Source organism: Qipengyuania marincola (assembly GCF_029688625.1).
Lineage (GTDB): Bacteria > Pseudomonadota > Alphaproteobacteria > Sphingomonadales > Sphingomonadaceae > Qipengyuania.
The window spans coordinates 763,573-782,504 of record NZ_JARULC010000002.1 but is presented as its reverse complement, the minus strand read 5'-3'; the positions used below and the strand labels follow the sequence as shown (position 1 = coordinate 782,504).

General features: G+C 61.9%; 14 protein-coding genes. 12 read left to right on the top strand and 2 right to left on the bottom strand.

Translation table 11 applies throughout. The features are described from left to right. Positions 1-40: 40 nt before the first annotated feature. Positions 41-4,366, bottom strand: coding sequence for a DNA-directed RNA polymerase subunit beta' (rpoC, locus tag P8Q88_RS09120; protein ID WP_278323539.1), 4,326 nt, complete (start codon positions 4,364-4,366; stop codon positions 41-43). Between the two features lie 63 nt (positions 4,367-4,429). Then, entirely contained in the window at positions 4,430-8,626 is a 4,197-nt protein-coding gene (gene rpoB / locus P8Q88_RS09115; protein WP_278323538.1) for a DNA-directed RNA polymerase subunit beta, read from the bottom strand. A 371-nt stretch (positions 8,627-8,997) separates the two neighbouring features. Between rpoB and P8Q88_RS09110 the strand changes: the two genes are divergently transcribed. The 12 genes from P8Q88_RS09110 (at position 8,998) to P8Q88_RS09055 (ending at position 18,920) form a co-directional block, all read left to right on the top strand. Further along, entirely contained in the window at positions 8,998-9,510 is a 513-nt protein-coding gene (locus tag P8Q88_RS09110; RefSeq protein WP_278323537.1) for a DUF2975 domain-containing protein, read from the top strand. Next, positions 9,510-9,731: a helix-turn-helix domain-containing protein gene (locus tag P8Q88_RS09105; protein WP_278323536.1), complete on the top strand. Its 222-nt coding sequence runs from the start codon at positions 9,510-9,512 to the stop codon at positions 9,729-9,731. The genes P8Q88_RS09110 and P8Q88_RS09105 overlap by 1 nt, the downstream gene beginning before the upstream one ends. A gap of 4 nt (positions 9,732-9,735) precedes the next feature. Next, positions 9,736-10,524: a hypothetical protein gene (locus P8Q88_RS09100; protein ID WP_278323535.1), complete on the top strand. Its 789-nt coding sequence runs from the start codon at positions 9,736-9,738 to the stop codon at positions 10,522-10,524. A gap of 85 nt (positions 10,525-10,609) precedes the next feature. Next, positions 10,610-10,858, top strand: coding sequence for a hypothetical protein (locus tag P8Q88_RS09095; RefSeq protein ID WP_278323534.1), 249 nt, complete (start codon positions 10,610-10,612; stop codon positions 10,856-10,858). A 135-nt stretch (positions 10,859-10,993) separates the two neighbouring features. After that, positions 10,994-11,254: a hypothetical protein gene (locus P8Q88_RS09090; protein WP_278323533.1), complete on the top strand. Its 261-nt coding sequence runs from the start codon at positions 10,994-10,996 to the stop codon at positions 11,252-11,254. A 328-nt stretch (positions 11,255-11,582) separates the two neighbouring features. After that, positions 11,583-12,098 carry a 50S ribosomal protein L10 gene (rplJ, locus tag P8Q88_RS09085; RefSeq protein WP_278323655.1) on the top strand — a complete coding sequence of 172 codons (516 nt, stop codon included), beginning with the start codon at positions 11,583-11,585 and terminating at the stop codon, positions 12,096-12,098. Between the two features lie 83 nt (positions 12,099-12,181). After that, positions 12,182-12,559 carry a 50S ribosomal protein L7/L12 gene (gene rplL / locus P8Q88_RS09080; RefSeq protein WP_278323532.1) on the top strand — a complete coding sequence of 126 codons (378 nt, stop codon included), beginning with the start codon at positions 12,182-12,184 and terminating at the stop codon, positions 12,557-12,559. Between the two features lie 287 nt (positions 12,560-12,846). After that, the gene (locus P8Q88_RS09075) at positions 12,847-13,296 is read left to right on the top strand and encodes a curli assembly protein CsgF (protein ID WP_278323531.1); all 450 of its coding nucleotides are present in this window, start codon (positions 12,847-12,849) and stop codon (positions 13,294-13,296) included. 3 nt (positions 13,297-13,299) lie between these two features. Then, positions 13,300-14,262, top strand: coding sequence for a CsgG/HfaB family protein (locus P8Q88_RS09070; RefSeq protein WP_278323530.1), 963 nt, complete (start codon positions 13,300-13,302; stop codon positions 14,260-14,262). A gap of 214 nt (positions 14,263-14,476) precedes the next feature. Further along, positions 14,477-16,489, top strand: coding sequence for a hypothetical protein (locus P8Q88_RS09065; protein WP_278323529.1), 2,013 nt, complete (start codon positions 14,477-14,479; stop codon positions 16,487-16,489). A gap of 84 nt (positions 16,490-16,573) precedes the next feature. Continuing rightward, on the top strand, positions 16,574-18,004 hold the full coding sequence (locus P8Q88_RS09060) for a beta strand repeat-containing protein (protein ID WP_278323528.1): 1,431 nt from the start codon (positions 16,574-16,576) through the stop codon (positions 18,002-18,004). Between the two features lie 142 nt (positions 18,005-18,146). Next, complete coding sequence (locus P8Q88_RS09055; RefSeq protein ID WP_278323527.1) at positions 18,147-18,920, top strand: hypothetical protein; 774 nt, start codon at positions 18,147-18,149, stop codon at positions 18,918-18,920. Positions 18,921-18,932: the final 12 nt, after the last annotated feature.

Genomic DNA, 18,932 nt, shown 5'->3' with positions numbered 1-18,932 from the left:
GTCCGCGGGGCCATTTCTTTCGTCACCGTGACAGGTGGGCTTATTCGCCGTCCTTGGCGTCCTCGTTGAGGTAATCGCCCGCATCTGCGTCGGTGCCGTGGGTTTCGCCTTCCATGGTCGCCAGCGGATCGTCGCCGATTGCCGCTTCGGGGCCCTGGGCGAGCTCCGCCTCGTGCTCTTCCTCGGCGGTATTCGCAGCGATGATCGCTTCCTGCGCCTTCTTCCACTGCGCGCGGAGCGCAGCATCGCGGCTGGAGGCGGTGATGCGCATCCGGTTCATGCCCGCGCCGGTGCCGGCGGGGATGAGACGGCCCACGATCACGTTCTCCTTCAGGCCGATCAGCGTGTCCTTCTTCCCTTCGACCGCCGCCTGCGTCAGCACGCGGGTGGTTTCCTGGAACGAAGCCGCCGAAATGAACGAGCGAGTCTGCAGCGAGGCCTTGGTGATCCCGAGCAGGATCGGCGTGCCGGTCGCAGGGCTCTTACCCTTGCCCAGCTTCGCGTTCTCTTCCGCCAGTTCCTCGGCATCGACCTGTTCGCCCGGGAGCAGAACGGTATCGCCGCCATCGGTGATCTCGACCTTCTGCAGCATCTGGCGAACGATCACCTCGATGTGCTTGTCGTTGATCTTCACGCCCTGCAGTCGGTAGACTTCCTGGATCTCGTTGACGAGATATTCGGCCAGCGCCTCCACGCCCAGCACCTCGAGGATGTCGTGCGGGTTTGGCGAGCCGGAAATCAGGGTGTCCCCCTTCTTCACGAAGTCGCCTTCCTGCACGTCGATCACCTTGGTCTTGGGGATCAGGTACTCGACGGGATCTCCCTCCTCGGGAACGATCGCGATCTTGCGCTTGGCCTTGTACTCGCGGACGAATTCGATCTTGCCCGAAATCTTGGCGATGATCGCATTGTCCTTGGGCAGGCGGGCTTCGAAGAGCTCGGCGACACGCGGCAGACCGCCGGTGATGTCGCGGGTCTTCGCCGCTTCGCGCGAAGCACGTGCAAGGATGTCGCCCTCTTCGACCTGCTGACCGTCCTCGATCGAGAGCACGGTGCCCGGCGCCAGCATGTAGCGCGCGGCCTCGGTCTCGTCCCCGGCATCGTTGAAGAGGGTGAGCCGCGGACGCAGGTCTTCCTTTTTGCGACCGGCGGTCTTGGTTTCGGTCACCACGCGCTGGGCGATGCCGGTGGCATCGTCGACGCGTTCCTCCATGGTCGTGCCGTCGATCAGGTCCTGGTATTTCACCACGCCCGACTGCTCGGTGATGATCGGCAGGCTGAACGGATCCCATTCGGCCAGGCGTTCGCCTTCCTTCACCTTGCCGCCATCCTTGTGCATCAACACGGTACCGTAAGGCACCTTGTGGATTTCGCGTTCGCGGCCTTCGGCATCAATCACTGCCAGTTCGCCATTGCGGGCGAGCGAGAGGATACGGCCCTTCTTGTCGACGATGGTCGGCATGTCGCGATAGACAACCTTGCCGTCCGAGATCGCCTCGAGGTGACTCGTCTCGTTGAGCTGTGCGGCCCCGCCGATGTGGAAGGTACGCATGGTCAGCTGCGTGCCGGGTTCACCGATCGACTGCGCGGCGATCACGCCGACAGCCTCGCCGATGTTGACCGGCGTACCGCGAGCGAGGTCACGGCCGTAGCAGGTGGCGCAGACGCCCTGCTGGGCTTCGCAGACCAGCGGCGAACGGATCTTGGCGACCTGCGTTTCGGCGGCTTCGATTTCCTTGACCATCGGCTCGTCGATCAGCGTGCCGGCCTTGACGATCACCTCGTCGGTCGCGGCATTCACGATGTCCTCTGCCGTGGTACGGCCGAGGATGCGCTCGCCGAGCGAGGCGATCACCGAACCGCCCTGCACGATGGCGCGCATTTCCAGCGCGTTCTCGGTTTTGCAGTCTTCCTCGACGATCACGCAGTCCTGCGACACGTCAACGAGACGGCGGGTCAGGTAACCCGAGTTCGCCGTCTTCAACGCCGTATCCGCGAGGCCCTTGCGGGCGCCGTGGGTGGAGTTGAAGTATTCGAGGACGTTGAGGCCTTCCTTGAAGTTCGAGATGATCGGGTTCTCGATGATCTCGCCCGACGGCTTGGCCATCAGGCCGCGCATGCCGGCCAGCTGCTTCATCTGCGCCGGCGAACCACGCGCACCGGAGTGGCTCATCATGAAGATCGAGTTGATCTCTGCCTGCACGCCGTCCTTGCCGATCGGGCGAGCCTTGATCTTTTCCATCATGGCGTCGGCCACCTGGTCGCCGCAGCGGCTCCAGGCGTCGATGACCTTGTTGTACTTTTCCTGCTGGGTGATCAGGCCGTCCTGATACTGCTGCTCGTAATCGGCAACCAGCGACTTGGTCTCCTCGACCAGGCCTTCCTTCTCCTCGGGAATGATCATGTCATCCTTGCCGAAGGAAATGCCGGCCTTGAACGCGTGACGGAAGCCGAGCGACATGATCGCGTCGGCGAACAGCACCGTGTCCTTCTGGCCGGTGTGGCGATAGACTTCGTCGATGACGTCGGCGATGTCCTTCTTGGTCAGCAGGCGGTTGACGATGTCGAACGGAACCTTGTGGTTCTTCGGCAGGCATTCGCCGATCAGCATGCGCCCGGCGGTCGTTTCGAACCGCTTCATGGCGATGTTGCCGTCCTCGTCGGCCTGCGGGACACGGGCGAGGATCTTGGTGTGGAGCGAAACCTGCTTCGTCTCCAGCGCCTGGTGCACCTCTGCCATGTCCGAGAACATCGGCAGCTTCTCGACCTTCTCGCCCTTCTCGTTCTCGACGAATTCGGGCGTCTTCTCCTGCCGTTCCATCGACAGGTAATAGAGACCGAGCACCATGTCCTGCGAAGGCACGATGATCGGCTTGCCGTTGGCGGGCGAGAGGATGTTGTTGGTCGACATCATCAGGACGCGCGCTTCCAGCTGCGCCTCGAGGCTCAGCGGGACGTGCACGGCCATCTGGTCACCGTCGAAGTCGGCGTTGAAGGCGGCGCAGACCAACGGGTGAAGCTGGATGGCCTTACCCTCGATCAGCACGGGTTCGAACGCCTGGATGCCGAGGCGGTGAAGCGTCGGCGCGCGGTTCAGAAGGACCGGGTGCTCCCGAATGACTTCGTCGAGGATGTCCCAGACTTCCTTGCGCTCCTTCTCGACCCACTTCTTCGCCTGCTTGAGGGTCATCGAGAGACCCTTGGCGTCGAGGCGGGCGTAGATGAACGGCTTGAACAGCTCGAGCGCCATCTTCTTGGGCAGGCCGCACTGGTGCAGCTTGAGTTCCGGGCCGGTCACGATGACCGAACGGCCCGAATAGTCGACGCGCTTGCCGAGCAGGTTCTGGCGGAAGCGGCCCTGCTTGCCCTTGAGCATGTCGGAGAGCGACTTCAGCGGACGCTTGTTCGCACCGGTGATCACGCGGCCGCGGCGGCCGTTGTCGAACAATGCGTCGACGGCTTCCTGCAGCATGCGCTTTTCGTTGCGGACGATGATGTCCGGCGCGCGCAGCTCCATCAGGCGCTTGAGGCGATTGTTACGGTTGATCACGCGGCGATAGAGGTCGTTCAGATCCGACGTCGCGAAACGGCCGCCATCCAGCGGAACCAGCGGACGCAACTCGGGCGGGATGACCGGGATCACTTCGAGAATCATCCATTCGGGGCGGTTGCCCGATTCGATGAAGCTTTCGACGACCTTGAGGCGCTTGATGATCTTGGCGGGCTTGAGCTTGGACTTGGTAGTCGCGAGCTCTTCCAGCAGGTCTTCCTTCTCCTGCTCGAGGTCGAGATCCATCAGCATCATCTTGACCGCTTCGGCGCCGATGCTGGCCGAGAAGGCGTCTTCGCCGTACTCGTCCTGCGCCTCGAGCAGCTCGTCCTCGGTCAGCAGCTGGAACTTCTCCAGCGGCGTCAGGCCGGGTTCGGTGACGATGTAGCTTTCGAAATACAGCACGCGCTCGAGCTGCTTCAGCTGCATGTCGAGCAGCAGGCCGATGCGGGAGGGCAGCGACTTCAGGAACCAGATATGCGCGACCGGCGCGGCCAGTTCGATGTGGCCCATGCGCTCGCGGCGGACCTTGGTGACGGTGACTTCGACGCCGCACTTCTCGCAGACGACGCCCTTGTACTTCATGCGCTTGTACTTGCCGCACAGGCATTCGTAGTCCTTCACCGGACCGAAGATGCGCGCGCAGAACAACCCGTCACGCTCGGGCTTGAACGTGCGGTAATTGATCGTTTCCGGCTTCTTGATTTCGCCGAAGGACCACGAGCGGATGCGCTCGGGACTGGCGATGCCGATCTGGATCTCGTCGAAAGTCTCGGGCTTCGCGAGCTGGTTGGTGAATTTGGTCAGTTCGTTCATGACTTTTTCCCTAAACGGGTGAATTCAAATGGGCGGAAGAGCGGTGGGGAGCGCGAAGCTCCCCTATTCCGCCGCGATCGCGAAGGGGTCGTCGTCCTCGCCCTCTTCGCCATGCGATTTGAGCTCGACGTTGAGACCCAGGCTGCGCATTTCCTTGACGAGAACGTTGAAGCTCTCGGGAATGCCGGCCTCGAAGGTGTCGTCGCCCTTGACGATGGCTTCGTAGACCTTGGTCCGCCCGATCACGTCGTCCGACTTCACGGTGAGGATTTCCTGCAGCGTGTAAGCCGCACCGTAGGCCTGCAGTGCCCAGACCTCCATTTCCCCGAAGCGCTGGCCGCCGAACTGTGCCTTACCGCCCAGCGGCTGCTGGGTGACGAGGCTGTAGGGGCCGATCGAACGCGCGTGGATCTTGTCGTCGACCAGGTGGTGCAGCTTGAGCATGTAGATGATGCCCACGGTCACCTTGCGGTCGAAGGCATCGCCCGTGCGCCCGTCGTACAGGACCGACTGGCCCGAGCTGTGCAGGCCGGCCTTCTCCAGCTCGACTGTCACATCGCCTTCGCGCGCACCGTCGAACACCGGCGTGCCCATCGGGACGCCCGCACGAAGATTGGTCGCGAGTTCGACGATTTCCTCGGTCGAGCGGCTGTCGATAGCGTCGGTATACTGTTCGCCATAGACATCCTTCAGCCTGTCGATCACGGCTTCGGGCGGCTTCGCCTTGGCGTAATCTTCCGAAGCGTTGGGATTGGCCTTCTTCCACTCTTCGAGCTGCTCGCCGATCTGCATGCCCAGATTACGGGCTGCCATGCCGAGGTGCGTTTCGAAGATCTGTCCGACGTTCATGCGCGATGGCACGCCCAGCGGGTTGAGCACGATATCGACCGGGGTGCCGTCCTCCAGGAACGGCATGTCCTCGACCGGCAGGATGCGAGAAATCACGCCCTTGTTACCGTGACGGCCGGCCATCTTGTCGCCCGGCTGAAGCTTGCGCTTCACCGCGACGAAGACCTTGACCATCTTGAGCACGCCCGGGGCGAGCTCGTCACCACGTTCGAGCTTTTCCTTGCGGTCCTCGAACTTCTCTTCGATCGTCTTGACGGCTTCGTCGTACTGCGACTTGACCGCCTCGATCTGTTGCTGGCGACCATCGTCGGCCACGGCGAACTTGAACCACTCGTGCCGGTCGATCCCCTCAAGCACCTCTTCGGTGATCTCGGTGCCCTTCTTCACGCCCTTCGGTGCTGCCGAAGCGGTCTGGCCGAGCAGCATGTCGCGCAGCCGGTTGTAGGTCGCGCGGTTGAGGATCGCGCGTTCGTCGTTGGCGTCCTTGCGGAGGCGCTCGATTTCCTCGTTCTGGATGGCGCGCGTACGGTCGTCGATCTCGATACCGTGGCGGTTGAAGACGCGCACTTCGACGACGGTCCCGGCCACGCCTGGCGGCAGGCGGAGCGAGGTATCGCGCACGTCGCTGGCCTTTTCGCCGAAGATGGCGCGCAGGAGCTTTTCTTCCGGTGTCATCGGGCTTTCGCCCTTGGGCGTGATCTTGCCGCACAGGATATCGCCCGGGTGCACTTCGGCGCCAATGTAGACGATGCCCGCTTCGTCGAGGTTGCGCAGGGCTTCCTCGCCGACGTTCGGGATGTCGCGGGTGATGTCCTCAGGCCCGAGCTTGGTGTCGCGGGCCATGACTTCGAATTCCTCGATGTGGATCGAGGTGAAGACGTCGTCCTTCACGATACGCTCGGAGATGAGGATCGAGTCCTCGTAGTTGTAGCCGTTCCAGGGCATGAAGGCGACGAGGCTGTTGCGGCCCAGCGCCAGCTCGCCAAGATCGGTCGAGGGACCGTCGGCGATGATGTCGCCGGCCTCGACCGTTTCACCGACCTTCACCAGGGGGCGCTGGTTGATGCAGGTGTCCTGGTTCGAACGCTGGAACTTCTGCAGCGTATAGATGTCCACGCCCGACTGGCCGGGTTCGACATCGCCGATCGCGCGGATCACGATACGGGTCGCGTCGACCTGGTCGACGATTCCGCCGCGGGTCGCGGTGATGGCCGCGCCGGAGTCGCGGGCCACGGTTTCTTCCATGCCGGTGCCGACCCAGGGCGCTTCCGCCTTCACGAGCGGCACAGCCTGGCGCTGCATGTTCGAACCCATCAGTGCGCGGTTGGCGTCATCGTTTTCCAGGAACGGAATAAGCGATGCCGCAACCGAGACGAGCTGCTTGGGCGAAACGTCCATCAGGGTGATGTGCTCGCGCGGAGCCATCAAGTTGTCGCCGTCGTGACGCGCCGAAACGAGCTCTTCCACGAAGCTGCCGTCGTCGGTCAGTTCGGCCGAAGCCTGCGCGACCGTGTGCTTCTGCTCTTCCATGGCGGAGAGGTAGATTACCTCGTCGCTCACCTTGCCGTCCTTGACCTTGCGGTACGGCGTTTCGATGAAGCCGTACTTGTTGACGCGGGCGAAGGTCGAAAGCGAGTTGATCAGACCGATGTTCGGGCCTTCCGGCGTTTCGATCGGGCAGATGCGGCCATAGTGCGTCGGGTGAACGTCGCGGACTTCGAAGCCGGCACGCTCGCGGGTGAGACCGCCCGGGCCAAGCGCCGAAACGCGGCGCTTGTGAGTGACTTCCGACAGCGGGTTTGTCTGGTCCATGAACTGCGAGAGCTGCGAAGAACCGAAGAACTCGCGCACCGCAGCCACGGCGGGCTTCGCGTTGATGAGGTCGTTCGGCATCACGGTCGATACGTCGACCGAGCTCATGCGCTCCTTCACCGCGCGTTCCATGCGCAGCAAGCCGACGCGGTACTGGTTTTCGAGCAGTTCCCCGACCGAACGGACGCGGCGGTTGCCGAGGTTGTCGATGTCGTCGACTTCGCCCTTGCCGTCCTTCAGGTCGACCAGTTCCTTGACCACGGCAAGGATGTCTTCCTTGCGCAGCGTGGTCACGGTGTCTTCGGCATCGAGGTCGAGACGCATGTTGAGCTTCACGCGGCCGACGGCCGAGAGGTCATAGCGCTCGCCATCGAAGAACAGGCCTTCGAACAGGGCCTCGGCGGTTTCCTTGGTCGGCGGTTCGCCCGGACGCATCACCTTGTAGATCGCCTCGAGACCCTCGTCGCGGTTCTCGGCCTTGTCGACCTTCAGCGTGTTGCGCATCCACGCACCGGTGGAGACGTGATCGATATCGAGCAGGTCGAGTGCATCGACGCCGGCGGCATCCAGCACTTCGAGATTCTCGGCGGAGACTTCGTCGCCAGCCTCGATGTAGATACGGCCGGTCTTTTCGTCGATCATGTCGCGCGCGGCATAGCGGCCGAAGATTTCTTCGGTCGGCAGCAGCAGCGTTTCGAGACCGTCCTTGGCGGCCTTGTTGGCAGCACGCGGGCTGATCTTCTGACCGGCGGGGAACATTTCCTCGCCCGTCTTGGCGTCGATGAGAGGGAAGGCCGGCTTGGCCCCGCGCCACTGCTCGGGCACGAAAGGAATGGTCCAGCCTTCACCCTTCTTGCCGGTGGAGCGCTTCCACGTCACGATGTCGTAGAAGTGATGGAGAATGTCCTCGCTATCGAGGCCGAGCGCATAAAGCAGCGCCGTGACCGGCAGCTTGCGCTTGCGGTCGATACGGACGTTGACGATGTCCTTCGCGTCGAATTCGAAATCGAGCCAGCTGCCGCGATACGGAATGATGCGGGCAGCGAACAGCAGCTTGCCCGAGCTGTGGGTCTTGCCGCGGTCGTGGTCGAACAGCACACCCGGCGAACGGTGCATCTGCGACACGATCACGCGCTCGGTGCCATTGACGATGAAGGTGCCGTTGTCGGTCATCAACGGCATGTCGCCCATGTAGACGTCCTGCTCCTTGATATCGAGGACGGAGCGGGTCTCGGTTTCCTGGTCGACTTCGAACACGATCAGGCGCAGCGTGACCTTCATCGGCGCAGCATAGGTGATCCCGCGCTGGCGGCATTCGACGATATCGTATTTCGGCGGCTCGAGCTCGTAATGGACGAAATCGAGTTCGGCAGTGCCGGCGAAGTCGCGCAGCGGGAAGACGGAACGGAGCGTCTTCTCCAGCCCCGAAACATGGCCCTTTTCCTTGTCGGAGCGCAGGAACTGTTCATAGCTCTCGCGCTGGACCTCGATCAGGTTGGGCATGTCGACGACTTCGTGAATGTCGCCGAAGATCTTGCGGATGCGCCGTTTCGCGGTGCCCGAAGATGTATTGCGGGGTGCCTTCGCCTTGGTAGCCATAAAGGTGCTGTGCCTCTTGTCTGTGCTGCATCGGCCCCACCGCATCACACGGGAACGAGCCGGAAGTTCAAATCTCATGCGCGTGAGAAGCCATACGGGACGCAAAAAGGCCGCAGGACATGCACACCCGGTCGGGCGGCGGCTGCAGCTCTCCAAGAACGTCGCGATATGGAAACGCCGCTTCCATCCTGGGTCCGATCCCCGCGCATGAATCGGACTCGCTCGAAGCGGTCGGTCGAGGGGGCATATAGGGAGCCACCGGCGTAGGGTCAAGCGGCGGACGCTCCGACACGCATCTCGTTTTTCGATATTATCGATTGACGATAAGTCCGATCGGCTCCATATCGAAAATCGATAAGGGAGATTCGATCATGTTCGGAACCACCATCTGGCTGCTACGCATCGCAAACTGGCTCAACTGGATCGGCGCGGTGCTTTTCACACTGCTCCTTGCCGCCCTGCTGCTGGCGAGCGAACATTTCTATCCCGCCATTACGCAGGCCTTCGAAGTGCAGGGACAGCAGGCGGTCGAGGCCGTGTGGACCTGGCTCGTGTCGGCATGTGCCCTCGTCGTGCCGATGGCGGTTTGCATCCATCTGATCTTCACCCGGCTCATCGCCTTGCTCCGGGACGCGGCCGAAGGTCGGGCATTCAGCGAGACAAATGCGAAGCGACTGACGACCGTCGGCTGGGCGCTGCTGGTCGTCAACATTCTCGATCTTATATTCGGCCAGATTTCAATCTGGGCGAGCGAAGCCAGCGGCGAGTATTTCGGCTGGACGTTCTCGCTTACAGGCTGGTTCGCCGTGCTGCTGCTGTTCCTGCTGGCGCGGGTCTTCCGTGAAGGTGCTGCCATGCGCGAAGATCTGGACGGCACCGTCTGATGCCTGCCGAGGACACCCACGCCATCGCTGTAAGGCTAGACGAGCTGTTGCAGGATCGCGGCATGACACTGACCGAGCTGTCCGAGCGCATCGGACTGACGCTCGCCAACCTATCCATCCTCAAGACCGGCAAGGCAAAAGCGATCCGCTTCTCCACGCTCGAGGCAATCTGCCGCGAACTGGACTGCCAGCCGGGCGATCTGCTGACTTACAGGGAGTAATCCGATGTTCTTTAACGATGCCACAGCAATCTACCGCTCCGCATGGCGCTTCGCCATTGCCTGCCCCATCCTTTTCGCGATCCCCGTGCTGGTCGAGTTCGCCCAGCATGCAATCGAGATGCGGGCGGGAATGTATGTAGACGAAGCAGGGGCGATCGCTGCCGAAGGCGACACCCTGCGCATGCAATTCGGTTTTCTGAAAGTCCTCGCCATCCAGCTGCCCGGCTACTGGTTCGTGCGCTATATCGTGTTTGGCCACAATGCGAAGCGAGCCGGACGGATGGAGATGCCTGCCTTTGCTCTATGGCTCGTAATCTTCGCCGTACTCGTAGTCACCGGCTGGCTCGGCATGTTCGGGCCCTCGCTAGCCGGATTGCTCGGCATATCCGCCGCGGCGACCCCGTGGTTCGACGGCGGCATGTTCGTGCTGGAGATGGTCCTGACCATTTATCTCATCGGCTGGGCGGTCGCCTGGGCGGTCGGCAACGCGGCTATCGGGCCGGTGCGTTCGTTTGCGATCATGAATGGCAGCTTCTGGTATGCGCTAGGCCTCTTCGCGATCGGTTTCCTGCCGCTGATGATCCCGCACTACGGCCTCGCGATCCTAGCGGTACTCGTGCTACCCACTTCGCTCGACTGGGTGGCGATGGCGATCGACTCCCTGCTTGTCGGATATCTTGCGCTGACCATGGCAGGCGCGACTGCCTATGCCGCCATTCGGGCTGCCGAACGGCGCGGGATCAGTCTGCTGCCCGATGCGCCGGCAGGCTCGCCTCGGTTCGTCGCAAAATGACGACGGGAATGCAGAATGTGTCTTTTCCCGGGCGAGAATAAGGCTATTTTATGACCACGCCACTCATGGCGCAGGAACAAATATCATGAAGAAGATTGCTCTCGTTGCTGCTCTGCCGTTCGCCCTCACTCTCGCTGCTTGCGGCGAACAGGCTGCCGAAGAAACCCCGGCAGAAGAAGTTGCTGTCGAAGCTCCGGTCGTCGAAGAAACGCCCGCGATGGAACCGATGGCTGCTGAAACCCCGGCTGCCGAAGGCGAAATGGCCGATCCGATGGCGACCGACCCGGCCGCCACCGAAGCTGCTCCGGCAGAAGAAGCTCCGGCTGCCGAGTAAACCATCTTACGGTCCGATGCTTCGGCGGGGACCAGGAAATTGTGAAAGGCCCGTCCGCTCTGGGGCGGGCCTTTCCAATTGGAACGAAGCGGTAGGGCACGCTTTGAATGTGAGAACCCATCAGGAGATTGCCCCGTGACCAAATCCGCATTTCTGTTTGCCCTTCCCCTCGCACTTGCGATTTCTGCTTGCGGAAACCCCGATGGCGGCGACACGGCCGATCTCGCCCCCGATGCCGTGACGGCCGGGACCGGCGAGGCGACCGACACCGAGTATCAGCCCGGCGAGGATGGCCCGCTGCAAAACGACGTGGTTCCGGGCGACGAGCCGGTCGAGCCGGTTCCTGTCGAAGCGGAAGCCGGTGCCAGCACCGAGAGCGAATCCACCGGCTACTGACCGCATCGCACGAGTCACGCTTTTGCTTGACTCCCGCCGCAGATTGCTTAGAGGCCCGCCCCGCAACGGCGGGCCTCTCTGTGCCCGGCGTTCATCCGTCCGAGACAGTTGGTGACCGGGATCTGCCGGTCTTAATTTCCAGCCTAGACGGGGAACAGAGTTTTCACGCGGTGCCGCAGGGCATCGTCGGTTCGCGCCAGCTCCATATCGCATGGTGGCGCATCTCCTTCCCCATCAACGGACCCGCCCGTGTTGCCTTGTGCAGCACGGACAAACGTAGCCGGTCGTCCGGGAGCCATCCCGTATGACCATTGTGAAGGAGTATGGCATGGATCGTTCGCAGAAAGCCGATTCGGTCGCCCAGCTCAGCGAAGTCTTCAACCAGGCTGGCGTGGTCGTCGTGACCCGTAACCTGGGCCTTTCGGTCGCCCAGTCGACCGAACTGCGCACGAAGATGCGTGAAGCCGGCGCGTCCTACAAGGTTGCGAAGAACCGCCTCGCCAAGCTCGCCCTCAAGGACACCGACTACGCAGGTCTCGATGAGTACCTGTCAGGTCCGACCGCCCTCGGTTATTCCGAGGATCCGGTCGCCGCGGCCAAGGCCGTGGTGGAGTTCGCCAAAACCACCGACAAGATCGAGATCGTCGGTGGTTCGATGGGCGCGCAGAAGCTCGACGAAGCCGGAGTCAAGGCACTCGCCTCGATGCCGAGCCTCGACGAACTGCGGGGCAAGATCGTGGGTCTCGTCAACGCGCCGGCAACCAAGGTTGTCCAGCTCGTCAACGCCCCTGCGAGCAAGCTCGCCCGCGTATTCGGTGCCTATGGCGCCAAAGACGCGGCGTAAGCCAGGTTCATCGCATATCGCGATTTATTCATCGGGGCATTCAAACAGTCCGCCCCGGCCTATTATTTTTGGAGTGAAACATCATGGCCGATATCGCCAAGCTTGTTGAAGAACTGTCGAAGCTGACCGTCATGGAAGCCGCTGAGCTTGCCACGGCGCTTGAAGAAGAGTGGGGCGTCAGCGCCGCCGCTGCTGTTGCCGTTGCTGCGCCTGCCGGCGGTGGCGACGCTGGTGCCGCTGCTGAAGAGAAGGACGAATTCGACGTCGTCCTCACCGGCGACGGTGGCAAGAAGATCCAGGTCATCAAGGAAGTCCGCGCCATCACCGGCCTGGGCCTGACCGAAGCCAAGGCTCTTGTCGAAGGCGCGCCCAAGCCGCTCAAGGAAGGCGTCAACAAGGCGGAAGCCGAAGAAATCAAGGGCAAGATCGAAGCAGCCGGCGGTACCGTCGAGCTCAAGTAAACCGCGCCCCCGCATCTGCGGGGCCGGCTCTTGCTGGATCAGGATGTGGGCGGTGCCGCAAGGTGCCGCCCATTTCTATTTTGGGTCAGGCCCTCAATCGTGCGGCGTAGATTGCCGTCCGATTGCATTGAATCCGCTAGCTTTTCCGCTGTCCCAAATTGGGTCAGCGATTAACGAGAGGTAAACGGGCCTTCCCTGCCGATAGCCCACTATGTATTTAAGCCCCAATTCGAGTCGCACAAAAAACAAAGATTACGTGCCTCCGACGAACAATAGTCGCGGAGGCCATGCAGAAAACGACTTGGGAGACAGGGGTGTCTAAATCAGGGGTTGGGCTCGCAGGAGCTCTTTTCATACTGTTCGCGACGCCGGCCGTGGCGCAGGATCTGGTCCACGAACCGATCAGTCCGACATTCAACGGCAATCCGTTCAATTCGAACCACATCCTCGGCACTGCCAATGCGCAGAACGATTATCGCGATCCGCGTGCCGCCTCGAGCGGATCGCAGGCCGATATTTTCGCACGCCAGTTGCAGTCGCGCCTGCTCTCGGCCCTATCCTCGCAGATCGTTGACGCCATCTTCGGCGAAAACCCGCAGGAAAGCGGCACGATCAGCTTTGGCGGGCAGACCATCGAATTCTTTCGCTCGCTCGATTCCGTCACGCTGGTGATCACCAATGACGATACGGGTGAGGAAACCCGCATCGTCGTTCCCCTGTTCATCGAGGTCGACTGAGGCATGCGGGTGTTCAAACGCATCACGGCCGCCGCGGCCTGCCTCGCATTGATGGGGTGCAGCACGCTGACCGACGACGGTCGCGATTTCCTGCCGACCGAGACGAAACTCGCCTTCTTCCCGAAGCGTACGCAGACGCAGGTCCTGCTGAACGAATTGCCGCCGCCACAGCGGCAGGTCGCAGTGGCGGTCTACGGCTTCACCGACCAGACCGGGCAGTTCAAACCGACCGAGGCGGGCCAGACCCTGTCGCGAGCCGTCACCCAGGGTGCCAGCTCGATGCTGGTCAAGGCGCTGCAAGACGCGGGCACTCGCCAGTGGTTCACGATCGTCGAGCGCGAGAAGCTCGATAACCTCCTCAAGGAGCGGCAGATCATTTCCGAGATGCGCAAGCGCTACCTTGGTGAGGAAGGCGTCAATCCCAACGCCCTGCCCGCGCTGTTGTTTGCCGGGGTCCTGCTGGAAGGCGGGATCGTGGGTTACGACACCAATACTGTCACCGGCGGGGCGGGCGCGGCCTTCCTCGGCATCGGCGGGCGCACCGAATACCGGCAGGATACGGTCACCGTCTATCTGCGCGCTGTTTCGGTCCGCACCGGCGAAGTTCTGACCACGGTCACCGCATCGAAGACGATCGCATCGCGCGCGGTCGGCGCCAGCGCCTATCGCTTCGTGGCGTTCAAGGAACTGCTCGAAGCGGAATTCGGCTTCACCACCAATGAACCCGACCAGATCGCGCTGCAGCAGGCCGTCGAGAAAGCGGTTTACGGCCTGGTGCTGGAGGGCGTCGAGCTCAATTTGTGGCAGTTTGCCGACATGGCGAGCGCCGCACCGATCCGCGCCCTCTACCGCAACGAGCGGGACGGCATCTACGAAGCGCGCGACGTGCAGGCGGCCTATCGCAAGGCCGGCTCGTTCAGCGCTCTGACCATCGTCGAAGAGGACGATGACGAGGAACGAAATTGAGAACCGGCGGAGACGCCGGAGGAGGAGAGCCCAGTATCGGAGCATGCGCATAATTTCGAACCAGCGCATGTGAGAAAAGGTCGCAAAAAAAGCACGCGCGAGAGCGGCAACTCTCGAACGTGCAGTGTGTAGGCTGCGATAACCTGGTGATGCCCGGCGTCTAACGCGCCGTGGTCGACGATGGTTATCGCCTTAATCAGAAGGTGATGCAACCATGAAGAATGCTATTCTAACCGGCGCCTCAGTACTGGCGCTTTCGATGGCGGCCCCGGCTTTTGCCCAGACCGCCCCAACCGCTCCGGCAACGCCGAGCGCTGCGCCCGGAACCCCGGAATGCGCCGGAACCACCAACAATTGCTCGCTTATCGACCAAGCCGGTACCGACCTGTCGGCTACCGTGACGCAGTCGGGTTCGGGCAACGTTTCCGATATCGACCAAGAAGCCGGTTCGATCGAAGCGGAGGCGACCGTCACGCAGAAGGGCACTGATGCGTCGTCCTACATCCTGCAATCGGACGCCGGCATCGCTGGCTACCCGACCCGTGCGACCGTTACCCAGTCGGGTCAGGGTTCGGAATCGGTCATTCTCCAGACCGAAACGCGCAATCACAACGCTGTGGTCACGCAGGATGGCGCCAGCTCATCCTTCATCGCGCAGAATGGCGGCCTTGATACGACGGCTGAAGTTGCACAGTCGGGCGGCAGCGATAACACCGCAATTGTTTTCCAGCAAAGCGGCAACGTCGCCACCGTAGGGGACGGCAATCCGAACAACTTGAACGGTGGCATCATTCAGACCGGCTCTGAAAACAATGCCGAAATCTATCAGGGAAGCTTCGATGGCGGCCCGAACGGTGCCACGGGAACCAGAGCCACGACGACCCAAACCGGTGTCGGCAATGACTCGATCATTATCCAGAACATGCCAGGCCAGAATTTCGGCGGCACCAACGGACAGCGGGTCAATGTGACGCAGACCGGCGACGACAATATCTCGTCGGTTGTGCAGACCGGTATCCGTGATGCACAGACGGTCGATATCATTCAGACCGGAAACGACAACCTGTCTCGCGTCGAGCAGTCCGATCCGTTCAATTCGTCTCTTGGTAATGATGTAGACGTGCAGCAGACCGGTAACGAAAACGCGAGCTTCGTTGACCAGACGTCATCCACGGCTGTCGCGAGCCTGACGCAGAACGGTTCGTTCAACGACAGCATTATTGACCAGACCGGCGGCACCACATCGGCTACCGTCATCCAGACCGCTTCGGGTCTCGTGTCGGGTGCGCCGCGCAGTGACCAGCCGGATCCGCTCGGGCTCGATGCTGCCGTGCGCAGCAACTTCTCGCGCGTTATTCAGAACGGCCTCGGCACCAATAACGCAATGGTAACCCAGACCGGTACGGGCAACCGTTCGGAAGTCGAACAGATGGCCAATGCCGGCACTGCATCCGCCGAGCTCGAACAGCAGGGCACCTTCAACAATTCGGCCATTCGCCAGACTGCTGCTGCGTCTACCGAAGTGTTCCAGGGCGGCACCTATGGTGACAATTACAGCTTCGTCGACCAGACGGCCGACGGTGCTCATGCAACCGTCAACCAGTTCGGGAACACCACGACCAACGGTCCGAGCTTCCCGACAAACGAGTCGACGATCTTCCAAGCAGATGCGGCCACGGCCGACGTCATGCAGACTGGCAGCCAGAACCGGTCTGATGTCGACCAACAGGCAGGTGCGGTCAGCGCCATCGCAAAGGTCGATCAACAGACCGATCCGGCCGCTATCGGCTCGGGCGACGCGCTCAACGACTCGATGATTACGCAGTCGGCAACCACGAGTGCATTCGTCCAGCAGATCGGTCAGGGCAACAGCTCGGACGTCGATCAGTCGGGTGAAAACGCGACGCCCGACAACGGCTTCACCTACGCAGTCGAAGTCCAGCAGTTGGGCCAGAGCGGAACGTCGACGGTGATCCAGACGGGTCTCGGCAACGAAGCCCGTCTGATCCAGACGGCAGGATCGGAGCTGAACGAATCGCTCATTTCGCAGGGTGGCAACGACAACCTTGCAGAAGTCCTGCAGGCCGGCGTCTCCAACCTGTCGGAAGTGTACCAGAGCGGAAACAACAATACGGCTGACGTCAGCCAGTATTCGAACAACAACAGCTCATTCGTAGACCAGAGCGGCAATGGCAACACCGCCACTGTCGTCCAGGGTACGATGTGATGATTGACGATCCGGCGGGGGGGTATCCCTCCGCCGGATAATCTTTCATCCAACAGGGGATTTTTGATGAAATATGCTCTTATAATGTCCGCCTCGGCGTTGGCGCTTGCTCTAGCCGCGCCCGCCATGGCGCAGCTCTCGCCGGGCCTCGCCGATTGTGTCGGTGGCACTGCGAACTGCTCGGATATCGACCAGACCGGCAACAACGATGTCGCCAGCGTGACCCAGATCGGATCGCGTAGCGTATCGGATATCGATCAGGCCGGGACCGGCGCGACAAATACCGCGACTGTCAATCAGACCGGCACCGACGCTTCGAATGCCAATGAATCGCTGATCACGCAGACCGCGGGTTCGGAAGGCAACACTGCCTCGGTGACGCAGGACGGGGCCGGCAACCTGTCGGACGTGCTGCAGGCGGGCGATGATTCGACCATCACCGTGCTGCAGGAAGGCACGGGCAACAGCTCACAGGTGGTGCAGTTCGACGGCACCAGCACCAACAGCAGTGCCACTGTCAACCAGAACGGCAGTGCTAACGTATCGGATGTGGCCCAGCTTGCGGCCAGTTCCACCGTGCTGGTCAACCAGGGCCAGGACATGGGTTCTGCCAGCAGCGGCAACCGCAGCTTCGTCGGCCAGACCGCGGCATTCTCGAATGTCACCGTCACCCAGGATGGCATCGACAACGAATCCGATGTCTACCAGCTGACTGGCGCAGCAACCGTCAATGTCACCCAATCGGGCACGGCCAACCAGTCGACCGTACTCCAGGCGGGGCTTTTGTCGACTGTCGACGTGAACCAGTCGGGTACGTCCAACGTCTCGCGCGCCGGCCAGATTGCAATCGGCTCGGTAGTCGATGTCGATCAAGATGGCACAAGCAATGATGCATTGGTCGGACAGCTTTCGGCCGGCACGGTTGCGAAGGTCGTTCAAAACGGCACGAGCAACGATGCGGCTGTGGGCCAGCTGGGTGTCGGTGATTTCGATTACTTCAGCGATCCGACCTATTTCGACAACGATGCCAGCAACAACTTCTTCGCCGACATCGAACAGGTCAATTCCAGCAACAGCCTGGTAGCCGGTCAGCTCGGCGTCGACAACGAAGTGACTGTGCGCCAGACCGGCAACAATAACAGCGCCGGCGAGCGCTGGAGTTCGGTGGGCATTGCCCAGATCGGCGAATTGCAGAAGGCCAGCCTCTATCAGGGCGGCGATGGCAATAGCTCGACGATCTACCAAGGCCTCGGTGACGGTGGCGTCAGCTTCGACAACACTGCGCTGGTGACCCAGAACGGCGATGGTGGCGAGTCGTTCGTCGCGCAGAATGGCAGTGGCAACAGCGCCACTCTGACGCAGCATGACGGCGGTAACGACAACTACTCGTCGATCGTTCAGGCCGGCACCGACAACACCGCGATGGTGGATCAGTATTCGAGCAACAACAGCTCGTTCATCAATCAGAGCGGCAGCGGCAATAGCGCCACTGTCACTCAGGGTGCGGGTATGTAACACCCCTCGACGGGCCGCGTTTCGGCGCGGCCCGTCACCTTTCTTGCCGGCGCGATGCCGGCACACGAGTTTCTCGAGTGAACGGTTTCCGGTCGAATGTAGGGAATTAGCACTCGCAATCAAAGCCATGCGGAGCGACGCCATGCAGATCACGACAGCCTTCAGAGCGACAGCCGCCGCGGCGTTGGTCCTTGGTGCCTCGCTCGGTTCGGTCCCTGCTTTCGCCCAAGGCAATGGCGGCGGTGCCGGCGGGCATGTGCCTCCGGGCAATCCATGCGGCAGCGGTCCGGGCCAGGGCACCGGCAATCCGTGCGGCGGCAACAACGGCAATAGCGGTGCACAGGGCAATGCCGGCGGCACCGCTCCAGCCTTCGACCCGATCGATCCTCCCGAGGAGGACGCGCGCGGCGTGTTCGTGAACCAGATCGGCAGCGGAAATCAAACGACGACCCGCCAGTCCGGGGGCTCCAGCTATGCCCGCATCGTCCAGCAAGGGGACGACAATCGCGCCGAGATCGACCAGGGCCAGGGCACGCATTACGCCGCTGTGGCGCAGGATGGCGATCTCAACCAGGCGGAAATCGTCCAGGATGGCGCGGGTCAGACCGCGCTGGTGCTGGCGCAGCAGGGCAACGGCAACCTTGCCGATGTGCTCCAGCGGGACAACGGCATTACCTATTCGGCAGCTGCGATCAGCCAGTCGGGAGCGGACAACAGCGTCTCCCTGATACAGGACGGCAGCGACAACCAGGCGCGGCTGACCCAGAATGGCGATGGCAACGCCATGACAGCAGTGCAATTGGGTGCTAACAACAGGCTCGACTGGACGCAGGATGGCAGCGGCCTGTCCGACTTGCAGATCGAGCAGACAGGCGGCGCCGGTCTCATCGTGATGCAATCGAATGGCGGCGGCTGAGTGGACCCGATT

What these genes read in the sequence shown, in the direction of transcription:
- rpoC (WP_278323539.1), bottom strand. Translation starts at nt 4,366, where the DNA reads ATGAACGAACTGACCAAATTCACCAACCAGCTCGCGAAGCCCGAGACT.
- rpoB (WP_278323538.1), bottom strand. Translation starts at nt 8,626, where the DNA reads ATGGCTACCAAGGCGAAGGCACCCCGCAATACATCTTCGGGCACCGCG.
- P8Q88_RS09110 (WP_278323537.1), top strand. Translation starts at nt 8,998, where the DNA reads ATGTTCGGAACCACCATCTGGCTGCTACGCATCGCAAACTGGCTCAAC.
- P8Q88_RS09105 (WP_278323536.1), top strand. Translation starts at nt 9,510, where the DNA reads ATGCCTGCCGAGGACACCCACGCCATCGCTGTAAGGCTAGACGAGCTG.
- P8Q88_RS09100 (WP_278323535.1), top strand. Translation starts at nt 9,736, where the DNA reads ATGTTCTTTAACGATGCCACAGCAATCTACCGCTCCGCATGGCGCTTC.
- P8Q88_RS09095 (WP_278323534.1), top strand. Translation starts at nt 10,610, where the DNA reads ATGAAGAAGATTGCTCTCGTTGCTGCTCTGCCGTTCGCCCTCACTCTC.
- rplJ (WP_278323655.1), top strand. Translation starts at nt 11,583, where the DNA reads ATGGATCGTTCGCAGAAAGCCGATTCGGTCGCCCAGCTCAGCGAAGTC.
- rplL (WP_278323532.1), top strand. Translation starts at nt 12,182, where the DNA reads ATGGCCGATATCGCCAAGCTTGTTGAAGAACTGTCGAAGCTGACCGTC.
- P8Q88_RS09075 (WP_278323531.1), top strand. Translation starts at nt 12,847, where the DNA reads ATGCAGAAAACGACTTGGGAGACAGGGGTGTCTAAATCAGGGGTTGGG.
- P8Q88_RS09070 (WP_278323530.1), top strand. Translation starts at nt 13,300, where the DNA reads ATGCGGGTGTTCAAACGCATCACGGCCGCCGCGGCCTGCCTCGCATTG.
- P8Q88_RS09065 (WP_278323529.1), top strand. Translation starts at nt 14,477, where the DNA reads ATGAAGAATGCTATTCTAACCGGCGCCTCAGTACTGGCGCTTTCGATG.
- P8Q88_RS09060 (WP_278323528.1), top strand. Translation starts at nt 16,574, where the DNA reads ATGTCCGCCTCGGCGTTGGCGCTTGCTCTAGCCGCGCCCGCCATGGCG.
- P8Q88_RS09055 (WP_278323527.1), top strand. Translation starts at nt 18,147, where the DNA reads ATGCAGATCACGACAGCCTTCAGAGCGACAGCCGCCGCGGCGTTGGTC.